Annotated in this window: 22 protein-coding genes; 8 read left to right on the top strand and 14 right to left on the bottom strand. The window is 65.0% G+C overall.

Annotated features, from left to right (window positions below):
* Both HOP03_07800 and HOP03_07805 read left to right on the top strand, forming a co-directional pair.
* A complete protein-coding gene (locus HOP03_07800; protein NOT88070.1) occupies positions 1-1,185 on the top strand; it encodes a beta-lactamase family protein in 1,185 nt (394 codons plus the stop codon).
* A gap of 53 nt (positions 1,186-1,238) precedes the next feature.
* Complete coding sequence (locus tag HOP03_07805; GenBank protein NOT88071.1) at positions 1,239-2,408, top strand: beta-lactamase family protein; 1,170 nt, start codon at positions 1,239-1,241, stop codon at positions 2,406-2,408.
* A gap of 104 nt (positions 2,409-2,512) precedes the next feature.
* Here the strand turns inward: HOP03_07805 and HOP03_07810 are convergent, their stop codons facing one another.
* The 3 genes from HOP03_07810 to HOP03_07820 form a co-directional block, all read right to left on the bottom strand.
* The gene (locus tag HOP03_07810; protein ID NOT88072.1) at positions 2,513-2,938 is read right to left on the bottom strand and encodes a hypothetical protein; all 426 of its coding nucleotides are present in this window, start codon (positions 2,936-2,938) and stop codon (positions 2,513-2,515) included.
* Between the two features lie 142 nt (positions 2,939-3,080).
* On the bottom strand, positions 3,081-4,361 hold the full coding sequence (locus HOP03_07815) for an amidohydrolase family protein (protein ID NOT88073.1): 1,281 nt from the start codon (positions 4,359-4,361) through the stop codon (positions 3,081-3,083).
* A 398-nt stretch (positions 4,362-4,759) separates the two neighbouring features.
* The gene (locus tag HOP03_07820) at positions 4,760-6,505 is read right to left on the bottom strand and encodes a ribonuclease (protein ID NOT88074.1); all 1,746 of its coding nucleotides are present in this window, start codon (positions 6,503-6,505) and stop codon (positions 4,760-4,762) included.
* Between the two features lie 784 nt (positions 6,506-7,289).
* On the opposite strand from HOP03_07820, the gene hrpB reads away from it, so the two are divergent.
* Positions 7,290-9,296: an ATP-dependent helicase HrpB gene (hrpB, locus tag HOP03_07825; protein NOT88075.1), complete on the top strand. Its 2,007-nt coding sequence runs from the start codon at positions 7,290-7,292 to the stop codon at positions 9,294-9,296.
* 184 nt (positions 9,297-9,480) lie between these two features.
* Here the strand turns inward: hrpB and HOP03_07830 are convergent, their stop codons facing one another.
* Complete coding sequence (locus HOP03_07830) at positions 9,481-10,017, bottom strand: pseudouridine synthase (GenBank protein ID NOT88076.1); 537 nt, start codon at positions 10,015-10,017, stop codon at positions 9,481-9,483.
* A gap of 72 nt (positions 10,018-10,089) precedes the next feature.
* Here HOP03_07830 and HOP03_07835 point away from each other — a divergent pair, with 72 nt between their 5' ends.
* Entirely contained in the window at positions 10,090-10,635 is a 546-nt protein-coding gene (locus tag HOP03_07835; GenBank protein NOT88077.1) for a DUF1003 domain-containing protein, read from the top strand.
* 312 nt (positions 10,636-10,947) lie between these two features.
* Here HOP03_07835 and HOP03_07840 read toward each other — a convergent pair whose 3' ends face one another.
* Together HOP03_07840 and aceK are read right to left on the bottom strand one after the other, a co-directional pair.
* The gene (locus tag HOP03_07840; GenBank protein ID NOT88078.1) at positions 10,948-11,832 is read right to left on the bottom strand and encodes a class I SAM-dependent methyltransferase; all 885 of its coding nucleotides are present in this window, start codon (positions 11,830-11,832) and stop codon (positions 10,948-10,950) included.
* 35 nt (positions 11,833-11,867) lie between these two features.
* The gene (gene aceK, locus HOP03_07845) at positions 11,868-13,613 is read right to left on the bottom strand and encodes a bifunctional isocitrate dehydrogenase kinase/phosphatase (protein NOT88079.1); all 1,746 of its coding nucleotides are present in this window, start codon (positions 13,611-13,613) and stop codon (positions 11,868-11,870) included.
* A gap of 504 nt (positions 13,614-14,117) precedes the next feature.
* On the opposite strand from aceK, the gene HOP03_07850 reads away from it, so the two are divergent.
* Positions 14,118-14,327 carry a hypothetical protein gene (locus HOP03_07850; protein NOT88080.1) on the top strand — a complete coding sequence of 70 codons (210 nt, stop codon included), beginning with the start codon at positions 14,118-14,120 and terminating at the stop codon, positions 14,325-14,327.
* Between the two features lie 78 nt (positions 14,328-14,405).
* Here the strand turns inward: HOP03_07850 and icd are convergent, their stop codons facing one another.
* Positions 14,406-15,734: an isocitrate dehydrogenase (NADP(+)) gene (icd, locus tag HOP03_07855; GenBank protein ID NOT88081.1), complete on the bottom strand. Its 1,329-nt coding sequence runs from the start codon at positions 15,732-15,734 to the stop codon at positions 14,406-14,408.
* Positions 15,735-15,921: 187 nt separating this feature from the next.
* On the opposite strand from icd, the gene HOP03_07860 reads away from it, so the two are divergent.
* The gene (locus tag HOP03_07860) at positions 15,922-17,085 is read left to right on the top strand and encodes an NAD-dependent epimerase/dehydratase family protein (protein NOT88082.1); all 1,164 of its coding nucleotides are present in this window, start codon (positions 15,922-15,924) and stop codon (positions 17,083-17,085) included.
* Between the two features lie 381 nt (positions 17,086-17,466).
* The gene (locus HOP03_07865) at positions 17,467-18,978 is read left to right on the top strand and encodes a hypothetical protein (GenBank protein ID NOT88083.1); all 1,512 of its coding nucleotides are present in this window, start codon (positions 17,467-17,469) and stop codon (positions 18,976-18,978) included.
* A gap of 202 nt (positions 18,979-19,180) precedes the next feature.
* Here HOP03_07865 and HOP03_07870 read toward each other — a convergent pair whose 3' ends face one another.
* Both HOP03_07870 and HOP03_07875 read right to left on the bottom strand, forming a co-directional pair.
* On the bottom strand, positions 19,181-20,686 hold the full coding sequence (locus HOP03_07870) for a hypothetical protein (GenBank protein NOT88084.1): 1,506 nt from the start codon (positions 20,684-20,686) through the stop codon (positions 19,181-19,183).
* A 76-nt stretch (positions 20,687-20,762) separates the two neighbouring features.
* Entirely contained in the window at positions 20,763-21,464 is a 702-nt protein-coding gene (locus HOP03_07875; GenBank protein NOT88085.1) for a UPF0149 family protein, read from the bottom strand.
* Positions 21,465-21,590: 126 nt separating this feature from the next.
* Here HOP03_07875 and HOP03_07880 point away from each other — a divergent pair, with 126 nt between their 5' ends.
* On the top strand, positions 21,591-22,115 hold the full coding sequence (locus HOP03_07880; GenBank protein ID NOT88086.1) for a DUF1579 family protein: 525 nt from the start codon (positions 21,591-21,593) through the stop codon (positions 22,113-22,115).
* Between the two features lie 63 nt (positions 22,116-22,178).
* Here the strand turns inward: HOP03_07880 and HOP03_07885 are convergent, their stop codons facing one another.
* The 5 genes from HOP03_07885 to HOP03_07905 all read right to left on the bottom strand — a co-directional run bounded on the left by HOP03_07885 (position 22,179) and on the right by HOP03_07905 (position 25,874).
* Positions 22,179-22,679 carry a hypothetical protein gene (locus HOP03_07885; protein NOT88087.1) on the bottom strand — a complete coding sequence of 167 codons (501 nt, stop codon included), beginning with the start codon at positions 22,677-22,679 and terminating at the stop codon, positions 22,179-22,181.
* A gap of 63 nt (positions 22,680-22,742) precedes the next feature.
* Positions 22,743-23,102, bottom strand: a complete 360-nt coding sequence (locus HOP03_07890) for a LysM peptidoglycan-binding domain-containing protein (protein NOT88088.1) — start codon at positions 23,100-23,102, stop codon at positions 22,743-22,745.
* 89 nt (positions 23,103-23,191) lie between these two features.
* On the bottom strand, positions 23,192-24,001 hold the full coding sequence (gene queF, locus HOP03_07895) for an NADPH-dependent 7-cyano-7-deazaguanine reductase QueF (protein ID NOT88089.1): 810 nt from the start codon (positions 23,999-24,001) through the stop codon (positions 23,192-23,194).
* 68 nt (positions 24,002-24,069) lie between these two features.
* Positions 24,070-24,540 (bottom strand): hypothetical protein, encoded by a 471-nt coding sequence (locus HOP03_07900; protein ID NOT88090.1) that lies wholly within the window; start codon positions 24,538-24,540, stop codon positions 24,070-24,072.
* Between the two features lie 23 nt (positions 24,541-24,563).
* Positions 24,564-25,874 (bottom strand): amidohydrolase, encoded by a 1,311-nt coding sequence (locus tag HOP03_07905; GenBank protein NOT88091.1) that lies wholly within the window; start codon positions 25,872-25,874, stop codon positions 24,564-24,566.
* Between the last annotated feature and the right edge of the window lie 114 nt (positions 25,875-25,988).

The raw sequence follows: 25,988 nt of genomic DNA on the forward strand, positions 1-25,988 counted from the left end.
GTGTTGCGAACCCTGTTCTCCGCCTTGTTCTCCACGTTTGCCGCGACCGCGCTCTCCGGCGCGGCCGGTGCCGCACATGCGGCGCCGATCTACGATTTTTCCCCGGTCACTGCCGGGATGCAGTCGTTCGTGCAGGCGCACCAGCTCGACGGTGCATCGCTGCGCGTCAACAAGGCCGACAACGTGGTGTACCGCCGCGCGTTCGGCGGCTACACCCTCGGCACCCGCGTGCGCATCGCTTCCGCCAGCAAGTGGCTGTCGGCGCTGACCATCGCGCGCCTGGTCGAGAAAGGCCAGATGCGTTGGGGCGACACGGTCGGCCAGTATTTCCCCAACGCCGAACCGGCCAAGCGCGGCATCACGCTGCAACAACTCTTCTCTCACACCAGCGGCCTCGCCTACGAAGAGGACAGCTGTCTGTCGAATGCGTTCTACACGCTGACGAGCTGCGCATACCACATCCTCCAGCAGCCGATGATCGGCCAGCCCGGAACGGTGTTCGCCTATGGCGGCAATTCGATGCAGGTGGCCGGACGGATGGCGGAGATCGCCACCGGCAAGGCCTGGGACGACATCTTCATCGCCGAGATGATCGCGCCGTTCGGCATGACCGGCACCGACTACTCCGGTGAATCCACCGCGCCGGGCTATGTGCGCAACAACAACCCCACCATCGACCGCAGCGTGCGCAGCACGCTGGAGGACTACGGCAAGGTGGTGGACATGGTGCTGGCGCAGGGCTGCCTGCGCGTCCGTCCCAATGGCAGTTGCGCCGCCGATGGTCGCTTTCTGCAGCCGTCGACCATTGCCTTCATGGCGCTCGATCGCAGCGTCGGCACGGTGTCCCTGTATCGGCCGCCGACCGCGACCGGCTTCGGTTACGGCCTCGGTCAGTGGATCGATCCATCGTCGCCATCGATCGTCTCGAGCCCGGGCGGCGTGGGATTCACGCCCTGGGTCGACTGGAACAAACGTATCGCCGGTGTCCTGCTGGTCGATGATCTCAACGTGCGCCTGGTCGACGACATCAACGACATCCGCGCACTGATCGATGTGGTGACCGCCGATGGTCAGGGGCGCCGCCTGCAGCCGACCCTGCCGGCGCAATTGCCGGCCGATGCGCAACGCAGCGCAGGGAAAGCCATTCCGCAACCGATGAAGGCATCCGCTTCCGGACGCCGCTGATCACCACTGGACCACGATGCAACACCGCATCGATATCCGCCAAGGAGCCCCGCATGAACCGTCACTCGATCTTCGCTTTCGTCTTCACCGTACTGGCCGGCGCTTCGGGCGCCGTGCACGCGGTGCCCAACTACAACTTCGCTCCGGTCACCGCCGAGATGCAGAGCTTCGTGCAGACCTACGGTCTCGACGGCGCATCGCTGCGCGTGAACAAGGCCGGCAATGTGGTCTACCGCCGCGCGTTCGGCGGCTACACGCTGGGCACGCGGATCCGCATCGCCTCGGCCAGCAAATGGCTGTCGGCGCTGACCGTCGCGCGGGTGGTCGAGAAAGGCCAGCTGCGCTGGACCGACACCGTCGGCCAGTATTTCCCGACGGTCGAAGCATCGAAGCGCTCGATCACGCTCGCGCAGCTGTTCTCGCATACCAGCGCCCTGCCCGGCGGCGACGATGTCTGCATGTCCAACCCGCAGTACACGCTCGAGACCTGCGCGAACCGTATCCTGCAGCAGCCGCTGATCGGCCAACCCGGCACGGTCTTCTCCTACGGCGGCAATTCGATGCAGGTCGCCGGACGCATGGCCGAGCTGGCCAGCGGCAAGGCCTGGGACGATATCTTCATCGCCGAAATGGTCACGCCGCTGGGCATGAACGCCACCGACTTCGCCACGTCTTCCACCGCGCCGGGCTACGTGCGCACCGACAATCCGCGCATCGCCGGTGGTGTCCGCAGCACGCTGGAGGACTACGGCAAAGTGGTCGACATGGTGCTGGCCTACGGCTGTCTCGACAACACGCTGCTGCTGTCGTGCCTGCCCAGCCGGCGTTTCCTCAGCCGCGCCACCATCGAGCTGATGGCTGTTGATCGTACGGTCGGTACCGTGGATGTTTCGCGTCCGCCGACGTCCACCGGCTTCGGTTACGGCCTGGGCCAGTGGATCGACCCGTCGTCGCCGCTGATCGTCTCCAGCCCCGGCGCGTTCGGCTTCACGCCATGGGTGGACCGCGTCAACCAGGTCGCGGGTGTCCTGCTGGTCGACGATCTGAATACCCGCGTCGTCAACGACGTCAACGACATCCGCGCGCTGGTCAATGTGGTCACTGCCGGCAATCAAGGCACACGGCTGAAGCCGGTGCTGCCGGCGGATGCAGCGACGTCAGCGGCAATGAAAGCGCCCAACGTGCGCGGTGCCCAGCGCATGCAGGAAGCGCTGCGACGCTGAGGTTCCCGGCGGATGCTTTTTTACAACCGTGAGACATCGACAAGCTCGAAGGCGCGCCCGGAGCGATCCGGGCGCGGCGATGCGCTCGCGGAGCGGGAGACCCGCTACTCCTCGCTGCTTTCGGCGGCGGCCTGTGCATGCCGCCGAAGACGAAGTCGCGGCATGATCGCGAAGACCAGCAGCAGCAACAGATAGACCGAACCCGAAACCTTGTCCCTGCTGTCGATGAATTCGGACAGCGTCCGATCCTGCAGGGCCACCGCAAGACCCAGCTCCGCGCAGACCGTCAACGCTAGCGCAAGAAACCCGGCGGCCAGGGAACGACCGGAGGAACGGATGACCGGAAAGTGACGCAGGATGAAGCCCGCAGCGAGAAAGATGACGACCGCCATGATCGGCATCTCCGCGAGTTCAGCCCAGCGCTCGCCGATCCGCGGCACGAGGAAAGGAACACGGAAGACGCCGAGTACGAATCCTGTCCCGAGCACGATGGCGAAATACGTAAGCCCGGCGAGAATGGTTTTGATCACGGTTGTGGCCTGCGGTGTGTTGGATTGCGTTGCCTGTATATCCAATCGACAAATGTAGGGAATGCCGAAGGCGATAGGTTCATGCCGTAGATCGCAGCGGTCATGTCGATGCTGCACCTGCGAGTGCGATGCCAAAGCCGTATCAACGATGCGCTATCGGTTCATCGTATGGGTTGCCGACCCCCGCTTCGTGCAGCAATCGCGCAGGAAGAAGCGCTTTGCCGCCCAGATATACCTTGCTGATCCGGCGGATATTGGCGATGTCCCGGGTCGGGTCCGCGCGGAGCACGACCAGATCCGCGCGCTTCCCGATGGCAATGGTGCCGATTTCGTCGAGCAGATCGAGCGACTCGGCGCCATTGCGGGTCGCGATCCGGAGCACGTCGGCAGGTGGAATGCCCGCCTCTACCAGCAGCGCCATTTCATCGTGCAGCCCCGCGCCTGGAATCACGTATGGATTCGGGAAATCGGAGCCGGTGGTGAGCAGCGCGCCGGCATCGTAGTACCGTTTCACCAGTGCGAGCATGCGCGGCCATACGGCCGTCCCGCGTTCGATATCGCCAGCGGACCAGTCGTCCAGCCAGCCGTCCCAGGTCTGCAACACCTCTTTGGGGGCGACATCCAGATAAGGACTGTTCCTGTATCGGTGATCCCGCCCGCGGAATTTCGTGATGTAAGCGATCAACGTCGGATCAATGGGTGTCCGCGCTGCGGCAACCGCGCGGACAGTGCGATCGATCTCGGGCCCGTCGAGATCAACCCATGCCAACCAGTCGATCCTGGCGCGTAAGCCGCCCACTTCGCGTTTTCGTGCGCGATACGCTTCGCGTCGAGAGATGGGAAGCAGTGCCGTCGTCCAGGTCGCGCCATGCGTGATCGCATCGATCCCGGCATCGACCGCTTCCTCGGGCGTGATCGTCTGCAGGTGACCGACCACCGGCAGGCCGCGCGCGTGCGCCGCATCGGTGACAGCCCGCAGCAGTCTCGGGGTGGTCTTCGCATAGACCTTGATGTAGTCCACGCCGACATCCGACTGTCGATCGACCTCGGCACGGGCTTCTTCGGGGGTGTGCTCGTTGCCCCAGTCGATCGGTCGTCCGGCGGTCAATATCCGTGGGCCAATCACCCGACCCGCACGGATGTCTTCACGCAGCGCGACCGCTTCGGCTTCCGGTGCTGCCGGGTTGCGAATGGTGGTAATGCCATGCGCCAGCAGGATCTTGAGGATGCGTTCCGTCGTTGCACGGTCGTAACCGGCGAAATGTTCCGGATCGCGCAGAAAGGTGGCATGCGCATGCGTGTCGATCAGTCCAGGCAGCAGGAACTGCCCTTCCAGTGATTCGACCTGCCATCCTGGCTGCAATCGGAGACGTTCCGACTTCTCGATGTTCACGATGTTGCCGTCGCTGATGACCACGGACATGCCCTTGCGCGCCGGTCCGCCTTCGGCATCGATCAGCGTCGCATTTTGAAGGACAAGGGTGACGCCTTGTCGCGCATTGGCACCTACCGCCGCATCAGGAGAGCACCCGGTCTGCAGTGCACAAAACAGGCCGATGAATGCCAGGCGAGGCAAGCCATCACCGCATCGCAAGTGGAAACGTCGCGCTTTCGACATCCAGGTCTTCCAGCACGATCGGCAACGGTTGGCATTGCGCTTTTCAGAAGGTTCGATCATCCGCTGCGACATCCCGGGTTGTACAGCGAACGAATACCACGTGCCGGCACATAGGACGCTGGATGACGGACGTCACCGACGTAACAAAAAACGCCGGCGATCTCTCGCCGGCGTTTTCGCACATCACGGCAATGTCGTGTCGATCAGTTCAGCTGGCAGGTCGGCGGCTTGGCCGAGGTGAACAGACCCGAGGTGGCCCATTCCGGGTGATCGATGAACGGGTTGCGGTTGCCCTGGAAGCTGTAGATCACTTCGTTGCGCGCCAGTTCGCGGGCATCCGGCGGATCAGCCTGGTGCCATGCGAGCAGGGTCGACATCAGACCCATGTAGGCCGGGGAGCTCGACGTGCCCACGATCAGGCTCGGGTTGTCGGTCAGTTCCAGATCCGGTTCGTTCTGGCCGGTGGTCGGGTGGGTGCCGCCTTCGTAGCGGACGGCCATGTACATCACCGCGCGCGCCACGTCGCCCTTGCGCTTGCCCCAGGTCTGGAAGTAGCTGGCGTTGAACCAGTTGGAGTTGCCCGGATACACGCCCGTGCCGCCGCCGGCGCCGTTGTAGGCTTCGGTGGCGCGCTCGGTGCAGCCGCTGCAGTTGCCGTACGGCTTGTTGCCGCGATCCGAGTTGTAGTTGGTGTCCGACGCGTACAGCATGTGGGTGTCGGTGTGCGGCGAGTTCGGCAGACCGAGGTTGCCGGTTTCCGCGCTGAAGCCCAGCGACTTCGGCCACGTGTGCTCGCGGTTGTAGGTCAGGCCGGTGCCGGTGCCGGCGCGGCTGGTGACCTTCGTGTAGCTGTGGTTGCGATAGACGTCCAGCACCTTGGTGGAGTTCAACGGATCTTCGTCGGCGATTTCGAGGATCGTCCAGGTGTTGGTGGTGCCGCCGCTGTACGGATACGCGGTGTGGCCCTTGATCGTCGCGTGCAACGAGCAGCGCAGCTGCGAGGCGCTGCTGGTGTTGACGTGCGCGTAATAGCCGGTGCCGCCGCCGCCGCCGGAGGCGACGTTGAAGTTCACCACCGTGTTCGCGGCCGGCTTGGCGCCGCCCGCATCGGTGATGTTGTTGGCCACGATCGTGAAGGTGCAGGCTTCGCCGGCGATCAGCGCGGTGTTGGTGGAGATCGAGAAGTTGCTGCCGCTGCCCGGATAGGTCAGCGCCACCGCACCGGACGATGCGCAGGAGAGCGTGAACGCGCCAGCGGCGGCGGTGACCGTTTCGCTGAAGGTCGCGGCCAGATTGCCGGCGGCCGGGAACGAGGTCGAACCGGCGGTCGGCGTGGTGCCGGTGACGGCAGGCGGGGTGTTCGGCGGGATCGTCGAGAACGTCTGTCCGGTGTTGCAGGTGCCGAAGGTGGCGGTGGCCGGTGCCTGCCAGGTGAAGTTGGCGTATGTGGTGCCGCTGCCGGCGAGCCGCAGCGATTTTCCGGCGGCGTCGGAACCGGTTTCGGACACCGACAGATTGGTGCTGGTCAGGCCGGCGGCCGGACCGGCGCTGGCCTTGATCTGGCCTTCGTAGCTGATGAACTGCACGACCTGACCGCTCGGGTCCACCAATGCCATACCGTCGTTGGTGCCGTTCTGGATGCCGTTGGTCGCGTAGGTCAGGGTGGCGATGCGCACCTGGCCGCCGCAGGTGACCAGGCTGCCTGCGGGCACGAGGTCGTTGTCGTAGGTGATGGCAGCGGTGGGCGTTGCGCCGTTGTAGAGATAGACACGGTAGGCGCTGAGCGTTTCGCCCGCAGTGGCGACGACTTCGATGCGCTCGCCGGTGTCGCCGGACGACGTGGAATCGTCGTAATGGAATTCATTGATGAAAACGGCGGCCTGGGCGCCGCCGCTTGCGAGGAGCAGGGCGCAGGCCAAAGGGCACAGCGAGGTATACGCACGCGACATGAGAACCTTCCTTCCGGGGTGGAGGCCGCAATCTAGCCGAGGGTCATGACAGCCGCCACCTAATTCGCGCGGGGCGCGGGGGCGGCCCGACAGACGGCGCGCACACGTGTCCTGTTAGCCTTGTGCGATGACGCCGCACGCCGCATTCCCCATCGTCGAACTGTTGCCGGAGATCCGGCGGACGTTGCAAACCGGCACGCGTCTCGTATTGGAAGCACCGCCCGGCGCAGGCAAGACCACCCAGGTGCCGCTGGCGCTGCTGGATGCCGACTGGCTGCGCGGGCGGAAGATCGTGATGCTGGAACCGCGCCGCGTGGCCGCGCGCGCGGCAGCGCAGTTCATGGCCGGGCAGTTGGGCGAAGCGGTGGGCGACACCGTCGGTTATCGCATCCGTTTCGAGAACAAGATCACCGCGAAGACGCGGATCGAAGTCGTGACCGAAGGCATCCTGACACGGATGCTGCAGGACGATCCGATGTTGGAAAACGTCGGCGCGATCCTGTTCGACGAATTCCACGAACGGCATCTCGCCGGCGATCTCGGGCTCGCGCTCGCGCTCGACGTGCAGGCGGGTCTGCGCGAAGACCTGCGGCTGGTGGTGATGTCGGCGACGCTGGACGGGGAAAAGCTCGCGGCGTTTCTCGATGCGCCGCGGCTGTCCAGCGCCGGGCGCAGTTATCCGGTGCGTATCGCGCACTTTCCCGCGCGCCGCGATGAGGCGATCGAACATCAGGCCAAGCGCGCGGTGGAGCATGCGCTCGCCGAACATCCGGGCGATGTGCTGATGTTCCTGCCGGGGCAGCGGGAGATCGGGAAGGTGCAGGCATTGTTGGCGCAACAGAGCCCCTCTCCCGCCGGGAGAGGGGTTGGGGAGCGGGTCGGTGGAACTGATTCGCGATCGGATCATCGCGCGTCGGACGAACCCTCATCCGGCGCTTTGCGCCACCTTCTCCCGAGGGGAGAAGGGAACAGCCAAGATGTCGAAATCCTCGCGCTCCACGGCGAACTTCCGGTCGAACAGCAGTCGCGCGTGCTGCAACCGTCGCAGGACGGTCGCCGCCGCGTGGTGCTGGCGACCAACGTCGCCGAATCCAGCGTCACCCTGCCCGGCGTGCGCGTCGTCATCGACAGCGGCCTGGCGCGCGAGCCGCGCTACGATCCGAACAGCGGCTTTTCGCGATTGGACGTGGTGAGCATCGCGCAGTCGTCGGCGGACCAGCGCGCGGGTCGCGCCGGCCGTGTCGCCGAGGGCTGGGCTTACCGACTCTGGCCGGAATCGCAGCGACTGGAACCGCAGCGCCGGCCGGAGATCGCGCAGGTCGAACTCGCATCGCTGGCGCTGGAACTCGCGGCCTGGGGCAGCGACGACCTGCGTTTCGTCGATGCGCCGCCGACCGGCGCGATGGCCGCAGCGCGCGAATTGCTGCAGCGACTCGGTGCGCTGGATACTGGCAATGCGATCACCGCGCTCGGACGCAGGATGCTGGCGATCGGCACCCATCCTCGGCTCGCGGCGATGCTGCTGTCGGCCGCGAACGACGACGAGACCGCGCTCGCCTGCGATATCGCCGCGCTGCTGGAAGCGCGCGATCCGCTGCGCGCGATTCCGGGACAGGGCCGCAGCGACGCGCTGGCGGCGCGCTGGCAGGCGTTGGCCGCGCATCGTCAGGGGCGTTCGCCGCCGGAAGCGGTGCGCTCATCGCTGCAGGCGCTGGATGCCGCAGCGATGCAGTGGCGTCGTCGTCTGCGCTGCAACGCCAGACCGCCGGCGAGCGTGCCGGCGCATGCGCTGGGCGATCTGCTCGCGCATGCGTTTCCCGACCGCATCGGCTACCGACACGGCAGCGATCTGCGCCGCTATCCGCTCGCCAACGGACGCATGGCGCAGTTGTTCGACGACAGCGCGATGATCGGCGAACCCTGGATCGTCGCCTGCGATCTGCGCTTCGAGGCGAAGGACGCGAAAGTGCTGCGCGCCGCGCCGGTCGACGAAATGCGGTTGCGTCGGGACTTCGCCGCGCGCTTTTCCGATCGCGACGAAGTGCGTTGGGACGAGGCGAAGCGCGCGCTGGTCGCCGAGCGCGTGCAGCGTTTCGACGGCATCGTGCTCGACGCGCGGCCGGCCGGTCGCGTCGATCCTGCGCAGGCCGCACAGGCGCTGACCGATGCGGTGCGCGCGCTGGGCATCGATGCGCTGCCGTGGCGCGAATCGCTCGCGCAGTGGCGCGCCCGCGTGCGCTGTCTGCGCGCGTGGATGCCGGAACTGTCGCTGCCCGATCTGTCCGACGACGCGCTGCTGGCGAGTCTCGACGCATGGCTGAAACCCGCGTTCGCCGGCAAGACCCGGCTCGATGCATTGAGCGAAGACGAACTGGGCGAAGCGCTGAAATCCGGAATCGGAAGATCAGGCCTCGACTGGCCACTGCGCCAACGTATCGATGCGCTCACACCGACGCGCATCGTGGTGCCCTCGGGCATGGAGCGGAAGATCGAATACGCCTACGACACCGCGACCGACGCACCGCAGCCGCCGGTGCTCGCGGTGAAGCTGCAGGAATTGTTCGGCCTGGCCGACACGCCGCGCGTTGCCGATGGCCGCGTGCCGCTGACCTTGCACCTGCTGTCGCCGGGCGGCCGTCCGCTGCAGATCACCCAGGATCTGCGCAGCTTCTGGGAAAGAACTTATCCGGAAGTGAAAAAGGAAATGAAGGGCCGCTACCCGAGGCATCCATGGCCGGAAGATCCATGGAGCGCGACCGCGACGCATCGGGCGAAGCCGCGAGGAACCTGAGTCCGCAACGCTGACGGCGTTGCACCTGTGGGAGCGGCGGAAGCCGCGAAACCCGCACTCTCTCGGGCGCGACACTGCATGCAATCCGACATTGCGAACTGAGCCATGACGATGAACAACGCATCGTCGGCAACCGTGCCGGCTTCGCGGCTTCCGCCGCTCCCACAAAAAAGCATTGTGTCACTCAATCCAGCCGCCGCCACTCCCCCGGCTGCAGATCATCCAACCGCCAATCGCCGATCGCCACGCGCACCAGCCGCAGCGTCGGCAAGCCAACTGCAGCGGTCATCCGCCGCACCTGGCGATTGCGGCCTTCGCGGATGGTCAGCTCCAGCCACGCATCGGGCACGGTCTTGCGATACCGCACCGGCGGGTCGCGCGGCCACAGCGCTGGCGCATCGATGCACATCGCCTGCGCCGGACGCGTGATGCCGTCGTTGAGTTCGACGCCGCGACGCAGCGCGTCGAGCTGCGCCGGCTGCGGCTCGCCTTCCACCTGCGCACGATAGGTCTTCGCCAGCTTGTGGCGCGGGTCGGTGATCCGGTGCGCCAGCGCGCCGTCGTCGGTGAGCAGCAGCAGACCTTCACTGTCGTGATCGAGGCGTCCGGCCGGATACACGTCGGCCGGCAGGCCGAAGTCCGCGAGCGTGGGCCGCGCCGGCACATTGCGGTCCGTGAACTGGCAGAGCACGCCATACGGCTTGTTGAACGCGATCAGCATGCGGCAGCGCCCGCGAACACGCGCCGCTGCGGCAGGCCTATGCTGTGCGCAGGCCTTTTCGCGAGCATCGTCATGAGCAACCACGACCTTTCCGGTCTTTCCGATCGCTGGCTGGGCAAAGCCTGGGAACACGCCACCGCCGCCGAACGCGCGGTGCTCACCCAGATCCATCGCCGCGAACACATCGTCCGCCCGCCGAAGAGTACCGACGACGACGACCGCACCTTCGGCGAACGCGTCGCCGATGGCGTGGCGAGGCTTGGCGGCTCATGGACGTTCATCGGCATGTTCATGGTCTTTCTCGGCGTGTGGGTGACGACCAACGTCTGGCTGCTGCGCGCGCATCCTTTCGATCCCTACCCTTTCATCTTCCTCAATCTGCTGCTGTCGATGCTGGCCGCGCTGCAGGCGCCGGTGATCATGATGAGCCAGAACCGGCACGCGGAGCGCGACCGCGAAGCCGCCGAGCACGATTACCAGGTCAATCTCAAGGCGGAGCTGGAGATCATGGCGCTGCACGACAAGCTCGACCAGCTGCGCGTGGAGCAGTTGGAGAAGATCCTCGAAGCGCAGTCGCGGCAGATCGCGCTGTTGCAGCAGCTGATCGAAACGCGTTGAGCCGTCGCTTTTGCGGGAGGGCCTTCAGGCTCGATGTTCGGGGCTAAAGCCTGAGGTATCCCCACTTTTTCGAGCATTTCAGAAAAAGTCGTCATCCCCGCGAATTCGGGGATCCAGCGACTTCAAGCTTCCGATGCTTCCGGCTTCTGCGCAGCGCAAAGGCACTGGGTTCCCGCGTTCGCGGGAACGACGGGCACAAGAACGGTGACTGCCGATCAATCGAGCCGTTTGATTTTCTTGAGGAAAAAGTGGGGATATCTCAGGCTAAAGCCCCTCCCACAGCAGCGCCTGAACGCCGCTCTCTCTCGTGTCTTATCGGGTGGGCTTGACGAACCGCAGCGTCATCCGGTCGCTTTCGCCGATGGCCTGATACATCGCGTCGTCTTCCGCATCGTGGCGATTCACCGGCGGCAGCGTCCACACGCCGTTGGGATGATCGGCGGTGTCTTTCGGATTGGCGTTGACCTCGCTGCGCGCATCCAGCACGAAACCCGCCTTCGTTGCCAGGTCGATCACCAGCTGCTCGGTCAGATAGCCCGAGGCCTTCATCTTTTCGATGTCCGTGCCCGGCTTGGCGCGGTGATCGACCACGCCCAGCACGCCGCCCGGTTTCAGCGCCGCGAAGAACGCGGCGAAGTAGGCATCGGCGGTGCCGGCGCCGACCCAGTTGTGCACATTGCGGAAGGTCAGCACGGTATCGGCGCTGCCCGGCGTTGCGAACACCGGCTGCTTCGGGTCGAACACTGCGATCTGCGCGCGATCGAACTGCGCCGGGTGCGCGGCAAGCCGCGCCTTGAGCGTGTCGATGGTCTTCAGCTGGTTGTCGCGGCTGCGGCCTTCGGGGACGGCGGCCGGGTCGACCTGCGCGGCGACGTACTTGCCGCCGTCGCGCAGATACGGCGCCAGGATTTCGCTGTACCAGCCGCTGCCGCCGGGGGTGATCTCGACCACCGTCTGCTTCGCGTTCACGCCGAAGAACGTCAACGTTTCCTGCGGATGACGATACGCGTCGCGCACCGTGTTCTTCGGGTCGCGCCAGTCGCCGGAGATCGCTGCGGACAGCGATGCATCTTCGGCAGGCGCCTGTTCGGCTTCGATCGCGGTGTTCTCTCGCGTCGATGCGCAGGCGCCGATCAACGGCGCGGCGAGGGCGAGGAGCAGGCAGCAACGCAGGACGGGCGCGGGCAGAGTCGGCATGGCGGCGATGAGTGTGGTGGTGGGAGGGGGGCAGCCTAGCGCAAATTCCCGTGCTGCTCGCGTGCCTGCGGCAAGCGCACGGCATCGGGGTATGGCGGCACATCGAAGTGTTCGCCCGCAGCGAGTCGGGTCTGCACATCGCGCCACCATGCGGGATCGAAAATTCCGCCGTGCACCGCGCGCAGCCGTTCGCGCAGCGCGGGCACGATGCCGAGAAACTGCGGGAACAGTTCCGGAAACACATCGTCGCGACCGGCGTACAGCCATTCGTCCAGCGGTCGGGTTTCGTCCTCGTCGCGCATCGGCGGCACGGCGCGGAACCTGCATTCCTCGACCAGGCACAGTTCGTCGTAATCGTAGAACAGCACCCGGCCGTGGCGGGTCACGCCGAAATTCTTCAGCAGCAGATCGCCGGGAAAGATGTTGCTGCGCGCGAGATCCTTGATCGCCTGGCCGTAGTCCAGCACCGCGCGTTCGGCGGCCACGCTCTGCGCCTCGCGCACGTGGAGATTCAACGGGCGCACGCGGCGTTCGACATAGCAGTGCTTGATCAGCACTTCATCGCCTTCCAGCTGCACGGTCTGCGCGCATTCGCGCAGCAGCTCGTCCAGCGCGGCGGGCGCGAACTGTCGTTTCGGAAAGCGCAGGCGCAGGAATTCCTGCGCATCGACCAGCCGGCCGATGCGGTCGCGGCGAAAGACCAGACGATATTTTTCCTCGACCTCGGCGCGGACCATGTCCTTCGGGTAGGCGAAACGGTCGCGGATCAGTTTGAACACCACCGGATAGCCGCGCGGCGTGAACACCGCCATCACCATGCCGCGCTCGCCGTCGGCCAGCACGAGTTCCTCGTCCGGATATTCGGCGAGGTGGCGGAACACCTGGCGGTAGCGTTCGGTCTTGCCCTGCTTGATCCGGCCGACGACGGTGAACAGTTCGTCCAGCGGTTTGCGCGGCAGCAGCGCATGCAGGAACGCGACGACATCGCCGACCCGGGCGATATCGGCGTGGAAATAGCTGCGCGAGAACCCGAACAGGATCGAGATCTGCTGCTCGTCGACGATCACCGCATCCGCGCGCACGCCGCCCGCTTCGCTGGTCAGCGCGATCACGACCGGGTACGACGCGCCCGATGCGCCGTGCGCGCGACCGACCAGATACGCGCGGCGCTCGCGATAGAACGGGGTGCGCAACATCGATACGCCGATCACGCCGCGCGACCGCAGCGCCTCGGCCACTGCGTGCGCGCTGGCGTCCAGATCGGCCCAGCCGTTGACATAGGCGAGATCGCGGAAGATCTCGCGCCACACCGCAGTCGCATCGTGATCGAAGGCATGGCGGCGCAGTTCACCCGGACAGGAGGCGTCCCCGGTGGGCACGATCTCGAACGCCAGGAACTCCACGTCCGGGGCGACGCCATCGATCCGGAAGAACCGCCGCGCCAGCGAGTTGTAGAACGTCTTGTACAGCTCGCGGTCCGGCAGCGCGGCGATGCGTTCGGCGTAGGCGCTGCGCACCGTGCGCCACAGCGGGCGCGAACGCACGCGGTCCTCGAGCAGCGCTTCCAGTCGCGACAGGGTTTCGCGCAGGCAGACATCGTAGAGATCGATCCGCCCGGTGTTGTCGCTCTGCGCGAGTTTCCAGTCGCGGCGCTCGAAGCGTCGGCGTGCGCGGCGGGTGATGTCCGAGAAGCGCGCGTTGTAGTCGTCGAAGCCGTCGGCGATCACCGCCGCCGCACGCTGCGCGGGGTCTTGAGGGCGCGGGACGACAGGCCTGTGCATGGGGCCAAGTGTACGCCAGCAATGACGAATCGATGCGCCGGAATCGCAGTCCGTGAGACGCCGGAAACGTATCATTCTTCCATGTCGGAAACGCATGAAAAGCCTTGAAAACAAGATGAATTCCTGAAGACTGGTCCGCTGCCATCGCAGCTTGTGAGACGCCTTCAGGAGACACTGTCTGCTCGGTACGCAGGGATGCGCCAAGGAAAAGGGGAGGCCCGAGTTCGCAGCCGTCGAGGCGCGGATGGGCAGCCCCCGGCACAAGGATGTGCCGCCGGGCAACCACGCCGTTCCGCAGGCGGTTTTTCCGACGATGTCCCGCCACGCACCGCGACGCACTGCCGTTTCGTACGGCGGTGGCGTCGACGCAGTGTCCGCGACACCCGCCCGCGTTTGCCGCGCGGCGCGACCGATCCCCCGCTGTCGTGCGACCGGCGCTGCCGGCTGCCGCTGCATTCCACCGTGACTGTCCCACCATCCCTGTCCAAGGAGAGACCCATGCAATTGTTCAAGACCGAAATGATGTTCATGCACCCGCCTCGAACCCGGCCCGTCTACGGATCGCGTTCGAAGCGTGTTCTGCGCTATGGCCGCGGTTTGCCGGTGCGTGCCGACCTCGCCGCGTTGCCGTGCGTCCGCAGGATCGAAACACCGCTGGCAGAGCGGCAGGCCGAGGCGTCGCCGCAAGCGTTCGATGTCGATCGGGCCGCGTAGCCGCAACGTGTTTCGATGCCAACAAAAAGGCCGCCCTCCCGGGCGGCCTTTTCGCATGCGTCGTGCGTACGATAACGATCAGAGATGCTTGATGATCTCGTCCGCGAACCCGCTGCACTTCACTTCGGTGGCGCCTTCCATCAGGCGCGCGAAGTCGTAGGTCACGTTCTTGCTGGCGATCGCACCGTCCATCGCCTTGATGATCGCGTCCGCAGCCTCGGTCCAGCCGAGGTAGCGCAGCATCATCTCGCCCGACAGGATCACCGAACCCGGGTTGACCTTGTCCAGATCGGCGTACTTCGGCGCGGTGCCATGGGTGGCTTCGAATACCGCATGGCCGGTGACGTAGTTGATGTTCGCGCCGGGTGCGATGCCGATGCCGCCGACCTGCGCGGCGAGCGCGTCGGACAGATAGTCGCCGTTGAGATTGAGCGTGGCCGACACGTCGTATTCGCGCGGACGCAGCAGGATCTGCTGCAGGAAGGCGTCGGCGATGGCGTCCTTGATGATCAGGCCCGCGCCGGGCTTGCCTTCGGGAATCACGTGCCACGGGCCGCCGTCGAGTTCGACCGCGCCGTAGAAATCGCGCGCGACCTGATAGCCGAAGTCGCGGAACGCGCCCTCGGTGAACTTCATGATGTTGCCCTTGTGGACCAGGGTCACCGACTTGCGCTTGTTCTGGATCGCGTAGCCGATCGCGCTGTGCACCAGGCGCTCGGTGCCGAGATACGACACCGGCTTGATGCCCACGCCCACCTGCACCGGCAGATCGCGCGCCGGGGCGCCGATGCCTTCCAGCGCCTTGTTCCACGCGTCGCCCTTGGCCTTGGTGCCGAAGCGGATCTTGTCGAAGCCCTTCGGGAATTCCTTCTCCAGGAAATCCAGGATCTTCTGCGCGTCGGCCGAACCGGGTTCGAATTCGATACCGGCGTAGATGTCCTCGGTGTTCTCGCGGAAGATCACCATGTCCACATCGCCCGGCTTCTTCACCGGCGAAGGCACGCCCTCGAACCAGCGCACCGGGCGCAGGCAGACGTACAGATCGAGCATCTGCCGCAGCGCCACGTTGAGCGAGCGGATGCCGCCGCCGACCGGCGTGGTCAGCGGGCCCTTGATGCTGACCAGGTATTCGCGGCAGGCCTCGACGGTGGCGTCGGGCAGCCAGTTGCCGGTGGCGTTGAAGGCCTTCTCGCCGGCCAGCACTTCCATCCATTCCAGCTTGCGCTGGCCGCCGTAGGCCTTGGCCACGGCCGCGTCCAGCACGCGCACGCTGGCACGCCAGATATCGGGGCCGGTGCCGTCGCCTTCGATGAAGGGGATGATCGGGCGGTCCGGGACGTTCAGCCCGGTCGGTGATTTGGTGATCCTGGCGCCGCCTGCGGGGGCCGTGGGGGTGAAGTCGACCATTCACTGTCTCCATGAAGGCCGACAGAAGCGCCGGCCAAGGCGGCCATTGTCGCGGGTCCGGTGGGTGGGGGAAAGAGCCGGCAGGGACTCTGCGGGCGGCAGCTGACTTCCGGCACGGGAGATGATTGCGATTTCGGAGAACGATGGTGCGTCCACCCGCCAGGTTGCCCCGCATGAGCCCCACCGTATGAATCTCGACCGTCGCGATCTCTTGAAGCTTGGCGCGTTGGCATTCGCCGCCGTCACCACCCGGGCACACGCCATGACCGAAGACAACGTCGCCGCACCGCGCGCCGCAAAGGCGCTGGACCTCCTGATCCTCGGCGGCACCGGACTGACCGGCCCGCATCAGGTGCGTTACGCATTGGCGCGCGGGCATCGGGTGACCATCTTCAATCGTGGCCGCAAGCAGCCGGAATGGCTGGGGCAGGTCGAACAACTGCTGGGCGATCGCGATACCAGCGACTACGCATCGATCGAAGCCGAAGTCGCCAAGGGCCGGCGCTGGGACGCGGTCATCGACAACCCCAGCAGCGTCCCCGCGTGGATCCGCGACGCGGCGAACGTGCTCAAGGGCCATGTCGGCGGCTACACGATGATCTCCAGCATTTCGGCCTACGCCGAAAACGAAACGCCCGGCCAGGACGAAACCGCCGCGCTGGCCACGTTCGAAGGCGATGCGCTGAAGGAAACCAACGCCAGCCTGCGCGCCGACATGACCAAGTACGCCGGGCTGAAAGCGGCGGCCGAAGCGGAAACGCGCAAACACTTCGGCGACCGCACGACCATCGTGCGCCCGGGCCTGATCGTCGGTCCCGGCGACGACACCGACCGCTTCACCTACTGGCTGCTGCGTCTGGCGCGCGGCGGCGAAGTGCTGTGCCCCGGCGACGGCCGCGACCCGGTGACCTTCATCGATGCCCGCGACCTGGGCGAATGGATGATCCGTCTCGCCGAGAACAACACGCGCGGCGTGTTCAATGCCTTCGGCCCGGATTACGACCTCGACATGGCCGCGCTGCTGTACGGCATTCGCGCATCGACCACGCAGGGTGCGAAGCTCACCTTCGTGCCGGCGGATTTTCTCGAAGCGCAGAACGTTTCGGCATGGGGCGATATGCCGGTGTGGGTACCCAACAGCGGCGACAGCGCCGGCTTCCATACGCGCAGCAATGCGAAAGCGGTTTCTGCCGGGCTGACGTTCCGCAGCATTGCCGATACGACTGCTGCGACGTTGGCGTGGTTTGCCGCACAGCCGGAGGAGCGGCGCAAGGCGGGGGCCCGGGCGGGGATTACGGCGGTGCGGGAAGCGGAGGTGTTGAAGGCTTGGAAGGTGAAGGCGAAAGGGTGATCTGTATCGGACGCGCATTTTTAGAAGTGGTGGCTTTCAACAGCCGCAGGGCTGGTCAAGTCGCAATTGCGTACTGCCGGGCATGACAGGCGCGATGCTTTCTATTATTGCGTTGATATAGCGGGGCCCGGCAGTCGACTTCGACTCATAGCGGACGTTTCGTAGGGTGGTGGTGAGCGTAGCGAACCCCACCGCTGTGTGGTCGCAACTGCGGCTATCCTCAAAGGGTGCAGGCGGCTGAGAATCTGAAGGTGGGGTACCCTCACCTACGCGCTGCACGGAGTGCGATCAACCGGTTTTTTGGCGTCGCAACGCCGGCTCGTGACTCGAGTCAGGAAGACGATTGGATTGGATCCTTCACAAATTTCAGGAGTAATTGCCATGCTGAATGCAAAGTCTGTCACAGCGGCGCTCGTCGTCGCGTTCGTCTCGATGCCTGTTTTCGCAGGTTCGGTCGTGGATTTGACGCAAAACAACTATGTGACATGGATCAGCAAAAGTGTCTGCGTGAACGACGCTGGAGAGCTGTTGCCGGTCGATCCGTACCAGGGATGTCCGCCCAATGCGGGCATCCGCAAAATTCAAATCGGCGACCCGCTGCCTTATGCCAATATCGATCAAGGCGGTTTCCAACGCAGCGATTCATATCCGGTGTACGACAAGCTTCGCGCTCCCGTCTTCATGCACACGTTCGATTACTCGCCTTTCGGCGAATTCAATCTGTATGACGGATCCGACGGTTATGACGTCTTTAAGGTGCTCAACGGATTCGTTTCGGCCGTGAATACTCGGGATGGCGGCGGATATGGGCAAACCTTCTTCGGTGCCGGTTGCTCCCAGGGCGACGGCTGGCGACTCTTCCCGGCTACGAATTTTCTGTCGGTCAACGAACAGCAAACCGTATCGCAGATTTCAGGGGTGTATTGGGAGCAAACCGGACAGTCGTTTCCGGGTGGCTGCCCTACCCGCTATGGTTCAACCATAACGACCTATCAATGGGTTCAGGGCAAGTCTTTTGGTGGTGTCGCCGGTCGTCCAACGAAAACGATGGACACTTTGATGGTGACTCATATCTCGAGCAACATCGAACGTTTCTACTTTACCCGCGAATACGGTTTGACTCGTTGGGAAGCATGGAATGAAATCGCTCCCACGCCTGCTCCGACGCCGTATTGCAGTGGGCCTCAATCGATCGTTGTGAAGGATAAACCGTATTACTACGCCGATTGTCGGGACTGGTCGGCCACCATCGCATTACAGACATCCAAGGTGCAGCCCTGGCCGCTGGTCAATGCCAATCTTTTGCAATACGCACACTTCAATCAGAGTGGTTTTGTCGACCACAACCAGGTGCAAGGATACTGGCATCGGTTTTATCCGCCTGCTGGCCCAGTCTTGAATTGGAGCGCTTCGGTTTCCGTTACGGGTGGCGATAACCGCTACGGTTCGGGAACAGCCTATCTCGCCATGAATTGTGGCTCGACGCAATGCCCGCCTCCGGGGACGCAAGCTGTCTACCAAGACATTCCGATCGAAAAGTTTTGCAGCCAATGCAGTTATCTCTACGGGGTCAATGCGCGCCGCGAGGCCGGCGACGGAGATTTGTATCTCGCACTGCAAGTGGTCCGCAACGGCGTGGTTGTTTGGCAGGATGTGACGGGCAAGCACTTGGCGCCGGATAATGGTTTCGGCGGATATGCGCAGGCAGACTCGGTCGTCAGGTCTTCTGCATTCGTGTCGAACGTGGTGAATCTGCCATCTTTGGCTGGAATGAGAAGCCCAAATGCTTTCGTGAGGTTCCTGATCCTTCCCGGTGCTCCGAACAATTTCAATATCGTCGATGCTTACGTCAATCCTTTGCCGACGACGCAGACGCGAATCGGAATTCCGTAAACGAACAAAAGCCGTAAGGTGGATGCGATGTTGTAGGGTGCATAAGCGAAGCGTCATGCACCTTCTTCAACGATACGGCGATTGCGATGTCTGCGGCGCATGACGCCTTCGGCTTATGCGCCCTACGTGTCTGCAATCAAAGTTGTTCCCGTGAGATCTATTTCGTACTCGATAATCCACGCGGTAACGTACCTTCTACCAATCAACCCGCATCGCCCCCGCTTCGGCAAGCGGGGTTGTCCGCGTCTGGCAGGGTGAGATAGCTGATCGAGCGAGGGGCGAGCCGGATCGCACGCCCGTTGGCGACGCGCGCGCCGGCGGCAGGTGCGGCGGTGGGGTCGCCGTTGAAGCGTCGGCCATTCATTCGCACGTCGCGTGCATCCAGAGACGTTGCCGTGAAGGTGCGCACGATGGCGGGATGATCGAATGTCAGGCGTACCGCTTCGTCTCCGGGCACGATGGCCACCACCGCGACGCCGCCTTGCGATCCGCGCAGGCAGTGGGCGTAGAGATGCGATCGAGATGGCGGTGCGAGCACCTGCGGGCCCATCAGCCGCTGCCACCACCAGGCCATCCAGTAGTTCGGTCTGGGCGCCAGCGATCGAGGGTCGACCAATGCGTAATCGCCCGCATCCAGCGTGTTGTGGGCGACGACGCGAACATCGCGTCGCGCCAGCCGGCCGAGCTGGTCGACGAAGCGGAAACTGTCGCGGAAGGTCGCGGCCCAGGCACTGCCGCCGCAGGCGGCCTGCGCGGTTTCGGTCAGCCAGATCGGCAATCCAGGCGCATGCCGGTCGCGCATGTCCGCATAAAACCGATGGTCGGCGTCGGTGCGCACAAGCCATTCCTCGCTCAACGCTTCCGCTGCGGAAACCTGGTTGCCGTATTCGGCGCAGCGCGGGGAGAGCGCGCCGTAGAAGTGATAGCTCACCGCATCGACCAGCCCTGCGGAGGCCATGAACAATGCTTCCGGCGGAAGATCGCCGCCGCGCCCGGACGTGCTGTGGCCGAGGACCGGGACGCCCGGAAGTCGCCGGGCCGCGAAGGCGCGGAAGGTGGCCAGATCGTGCGCATAGCCGGTCGCCGAGTAGCCTGCGGGGAGTTTTCCGAGTCCCGGCAGATTGGGTTCGTTGATGAACTCGACCGCCGCGATCTTGCCGCCGTACTGCAGGGTCAGATCGACCAGGCGATCAGCCTGCTCCGGCTGCCAGTGCCCCAGCGCATCCCGCGTTCCCTGGCTCCCCGGAAAAGACAGCAGCAGGGTCAGGTCCGCGGCATTGGCGAAGGCGATCAGGTCGCGCCATCGCTCGGGCCGCAGGACCTGCCCGAAGCCCTGCGGCGGCGATTCGCCTGCGGCTTCACCGGGGAGAGACACATAGGTGCTGTTCGCCCACGTGCCGCTGACGCGGAGGATGGCCGGGGACAGTCCACGCGCGAGTTGGAGCAGTCGCGGATCGGTGAGGTCCACGGGCTTGCGCGGCGCATAGCGTCGTTGCTGTGGATCGTCGTAGGGCGCCCAGAACTCGCCGCCGGTGATTGCCGCCATCTCGATGTTGAAGGAGAGATAGCGCGGATCGGTTCGGGCGATCGGCGCCCAGTCGCCCGGACGGAGCGTCGGCGCATCGGCCGAACGCCCGCCCGCCTGCGCTGCGGTCGCTGCCGCCATCAACAGGATCGCCGCCGACGCGGTGCGGAATCGGAACAACATCGTGCTCACGCTTGGGATCGATGAAGATTCATTCTCGATCAATGTCGTTTGCGTGAGGCCGTGCACGTCTCTGCCCTCACGCCCCGCAACACTTCTTGAATTTCTTCCCGCTGCCGCACGGGCATGGATCGTTGCGGTCGGGTTTCGCCTCGCGCTTCAACTGCGTGCGCGGGGTGAGTGCGTCGATGCGATGGTTGTGCAGGTCGGCGAGCATCGCCGGCAGTTCGATGATGATGCCCAGGCGTTCTTCGTAGCCGAGCGGGGCCGGTTCGGCTTCCGGGTCTTCGCCGAGGATTTCGCCGCTGGCGAGCCGGTCGAGGAAAGTGAAGATCTCGTCGATCCAGTCGTGTTCGTCCAGCCATGCGTCCCATGCGGTTTCGCGCAGTTCCACGCCACGGAAGAAGCCGTAGGCCCAGTCGCGGCCGATGTCCAGGGCGTCGTCGCTGTGTTCGGACGGATCCTCGGGCAGCCACAGCAGCGGCGCGAGATGGTCGGGCACATCCGCGCCGTGGCGCACGCGTTGTTCGATCATCCGCCAGTGCGCCGACAGCAGCGTGTCGACCTCGGTCGCTTCGTCCGCATCCCAGCGCGGCGGTTTGCCGCCCCATACCACCGGCTGCCATTCTTCGGGCGGCACCGTCTCCGGCGACACCGCCAGCGCGGACAGGAAGCCGTCCAGCGCCTCCAGGTTGAAGCCCTTGAACGGCACCGCGCGGGTGTCGAGCAGGTCGGACAGGCGGTCGAGCTGGGCGTCGTCGAGCAGAGTGGAGGCGGACATGGCGGGCACGGCGAAGGGAAACGGTCGATAGGGTAATCCACTCCGACAGGCGCAACCGCCAAGCCGGATCAATCGTCCGCATCCCGGTGTTGGTTACCCTGCCCGCGTCCTTCACCGGAAACCGCCATGCCCCCTCTTCGCCCGTGGTGCCTTGCGGCGATGTTCTTCTGCGTGCCGGCATTCGCCCAGGCCGCGCCGCCGCCCGCATGCGAGGCGCCCGAGTACCGGCAATTCGATTTCTGGCTGGGCGCGTGGGAGGTGGACGATGGGTTGCAGAACGGGCGGGTCGCCGGCCAAAACACGATCACGCGCGTCGCCTCCGGCTGCGCGCTGCGCGAACACTGGGTGAATGCGGGCGGCAAGGATGGCCACAGCCTCAACGCCTACGACCGCGAGGCGCAGCGCTGGACCCAGTTCTGGATCGGCTCCGATGGTGTGGTCCTGCGACTGTCCGGCGGTCTGCGCGACGACGGCGCGATGGCGATGGAAGGCACCTTGCCGGACGGCAAGGGCGGCGCGCAGCGCCAGCGGATCGTTTGGACGCCGAATGCCGATGGCAGCGTCGTGCAGCGATGGGATACGTCCGACGACGATGGCGGCAGCTGGCGGAATGCGTTCGTCGGCGTCTATCGCCGGAAAGCCGCGGACTGAGCGCAAAAAACAGAAGGGCGCGACCGGAGTCGCGCCCTTGCGTTGGAACGATGCGATGCGGACTTACTTCGTGACTTCGAAGTCCTTGCTCTGCACCACCGCGCCGTCCAGCGACACTTCGACCTTGTACTTGCCGACCGGCCAGCCATCGGGCTTGCTGAATTCGAAGTTGGTCGTGCCCGGACCGGCGAAGCTGAAGTCCTTGGTTTCTTCGCCGACCGGCATGGTTTCGGCGCCGTTGGCGAAGGTCAGTTTGGCGGTGAGCTTGCCGGGGACCGAGGCGGCCGGGTCGCTGGTGCTGGTGCCGACCGAGACGATGAACTTGTCCTTCGGCTTGAAGCTCATGGTGGTGGCGGTGAGCTTCATGTCCGGACCGGTGGCGGAGCCCAGGTCGACGCTGGCGACCGATGCGGTCGGCGCGGGCGCCGGAGCCGGAGCGGGTTCGACGGCGGCCGGGGCGGGCGTCGGTGCCGGTGCGGCTTCTTCTTTCTTCTTGCAGCCGACGATGGCGACGCTGCCGATCGCGGCGACGAGCAATACCTGATAGAGACGAGTGCGATTCATGCGTAATTCCTCAATGCGGTGTTGTGGAAATGCTGGGGCGAAGGCGGAGCGCGCGTTGCGCGATCAGCCGGCGGACGGGTCGTCGAGATCGCCGTCGCCGTCGACATCGATCGCCGGCAGCTTGATGGTCTGGCCGGGGAAGATCCGGTCCGGGTCTTCGATCGTGTCGCGGTTGGCCTCGAAGATCTGGCGCCAGAACTTCGCCTTGCCGTAGAAGCGCTTGGAGACGGCCGACAGCGTGTCGCCCTTCTCGATGGTGTAGGTCTGAGCGCCGGTACCGCCGCCGCCGCCTTCGCCGCCGATGATTTCTTCGGTCGAAGTGACGGTGGTCTGGACGTTGCTGAAGTCCGGGCGCTCCTGTTCGGTGCTGGTCACCGAGCTTTGCACGTTGGAAAAATCGGGTTTCTTATCGGGTGTGGTCATGGTCGAAAGCTCCTGCCAGATGGCCCGCCCACATTGACATGCGGAATGTTAAGAATCCATATCGTCGATGTGTTTTTTTCGCGGCGGGGTCACTGGCGCACGTCGCGGCCGGGCGTCGGTGGCGGCGTGCCGGGCGTCGCCCGCCAGGGATTGATGTCGAGCCCGCCGCGACGCGTGTAGCGCGCTTCCACCGACAGCGACCGTGGGCGGCACCGCGACTGCAGGTCGACGAAGATCCGCTCCACGCACTGTTCGTGGAATTCGGCGTGGTCGCGGAACGACACCAGATAGCGCAATAGTCCCGCACGATCGATCTTCGGGCCGCGATAGCCGATGCGCACGCTGGCCCAGTCCGGTTGCCCGGTGACCGGGCAGTTCGATTTCAGCAGTTCCGAGCGCAGCGTTTCCTCGATGACGGCATCGCCATCGAGCGCGAGATGCGCCGCGTTCGGCGGGCCGTAGTCGTCGATAGCGATGTCCAGCGTATCGATGAGCACCGCATTGTCATTCGCAGCGAACGGTGGCAATCCGAACGTCACGCGCACCGGCGCATCGGCGGCGCGCGACAGATCGGCGATGAGCGTGTCGCGCGCCGCCTCCGCAGTTGCGAAGCGCGCGGCATTGAGCGAATTCAGATACAGCTTCAGCGATTTGGATTCGATCAGAAATTGGGCAGTCGCCGGAATTTCCAGGGTCGCCGTCGCGACCGCCGGCTTGCCGCGCTCGTCCAGCCAGCTCAACTCGTAGGCGTGCCAGCGATCGTGGCCGATGAAAGGCAGCGCACGCGCATCGACGCCGATCTCGTCGCGGGCCTGCGCGCGCGGAATCGGAAACAGCAGGCCCGGGTCGTAGTGCGACGGATAGGCGACTTCGCGGCCAAGGGGAATGTCATGGATCATGAAAAGGCTTCAACAGATTCGATGGCGTGCGGTTGCGGGCGCGAGTCGGGCAAGGTTGGCATTACCCATCATTTTTTCCGCGACGCTCTTGGAAATGGATCGGTGTACAGCGACGAATTGCTGCTGCAGAGGTTCCGGCACGCGGCGGCATCCGCCTGTCCCTGCGCCATGTCCAGACGCAGCGTTTTTTTGTCGACCTTGAAGCGGATCGGGCAGACATCGGCTTCGCCGATCGGAGCGGAGAGATACAGGTGCTTGCCTTGCGCTTCCAGCGAGACCGTTCCTTCCAGCGCGCAACCGCCCTGGGTGGTCGCGAAGGTGTTGGTGTCCAGCGTGTAGCGGTAACTGCCTGCGGTATCGCCGGGCTTCAGCACGAGTTGATTCCACGCGACACAGCGCTTGTAATCGCCGCTGTCGGTGCGCTCATGGCATTCGCCGCGAACGCGATAGGTGCCGCCGAGGTCGGGAAGCGTCTGGCCCGCCAACGCGGGCAGCGAAACGAGCAGGGCAGCCAATATGCAGAAATACGATTTTCTCACGGTGTTTTTCCAGAAATTTCCAATCACTGTGCGCTGTGCAGATAATCCAGCGTCACCTGCAGCATCGCGCGCAGGCCGACATCCAGCGCGGATTCGTCGAGGAAGAATTCCGGCGAATGGTTCGATGCCGCTTTCAGTGCGTCCTGTCCCTTCGGCGTGGCGCCGACGAAGAAGAAGAAGCCGGGCACTTCGCGCGCGTAGAACGAAAAATCCTCGGCGCCCATGTTGAGGTCCATGTCGACCACGTTGTCGGCACCGACCGCGCGCACCAGGCTCGGCCGCATCTTCGCGCTCAGCGCGGGATCGTTGACGGTGACCGGGTTGCCCTTGGTGTCGGGGATCTGCGATACGGCGGTCGCGCCGTGCGCGGCGGCCACGTGTTCGGCCACGTTCTGCAGATCCTTGAACACCGCCGCGCGCATGCCCTCGTCGAAGGTGCGGATGGTGCCGATCATTTCCACCTGGTCGGGAATGATGTTGTAGCGGATGCCGCCCTTGATCGCGCCGAAGGTGACCACCACCGGCAGCTTCGAGATGTTCTGCCGGCGGCTGACAATCGTCTGCGCGCTGCCGATCACGTCGGCGGCGGCGACGATCGGATCGACCCCGCCCCACGGCCGCGAGCCGTGCGTCTGCCGGCCCTTGATGACGATGTTGAAGCGGTCGGACGCGGCCATCGCCGGGCCGGCGCGGTAGCCCAGTTGCCCGGCGTTGAGCGTGCTGAACACGTGCAGGCCGAATACCGCCTCCGGTTTGAAATCGCGGAACAGGCCCTGCGCCAGCATTTCCTCGGCGCCGCCCTCCTCGCCGTCCGGCGGGCCTTCCTCGGCCGGCTGGAACACGAACAGGATTTCGCCCGGCAGGTCGGCCTTCATCGCCACCAGCGCTTCGGCGACGCCCATCAGCGTCGAGGTGTGCGCGTCGTGGCCGCAGGCGTGCATCACGCCGACGGTTTCGCCGCGAAAGGTCGACGTGGCTTTCGAGGCGAACGGCAGTGCGTTGCGCTCGGTCACCGGCAACGCGTCCATGTCGGCGCGGATCGCGATGCGCGGGCCGGGTTTGCCGCCCTTGAGCACTGCGATCACGCCGGTGGTGGCGATGCCGGTCTTCACGTCGAGGCCGAGCGAACGCAGATGGTCGGCGACGACTTTGGCGGTGCGCGTTTCGCGGTTGCCCAGCTCCGGGTGTTCGTGGAGGTCGCGGCGCCAGGCGAGGACTTTCGGCTGCAGTCGCGCGGCCTGCTGGCCGACCTCCGGGCGCTGCCCGTCGGCGGCGGAAGCAAACGGAGCGCCGAACGCACAGGCGAGGGACAGGGCAAGCAGGGTCGTGCGCATGGTGGGCCTCCGGAGGGTGCGACGATGCTAACGCATGTGGCGCATCGGCAGCCTGTAGGAGCGGCGCAAGCCGCGATCAATGATCAAGCATGCGTCGAGACGGCATGGTCGTCT

The sequence above is a fragment of the Lysobacter sp. genome (genome assembly GCA_013141175.1).
Lineage (GTDB): Bacteria > Pseudomonadota > Gammaproteobacteria > Xanthomonadales > Xanthomonadaceae > Lysobacter_I.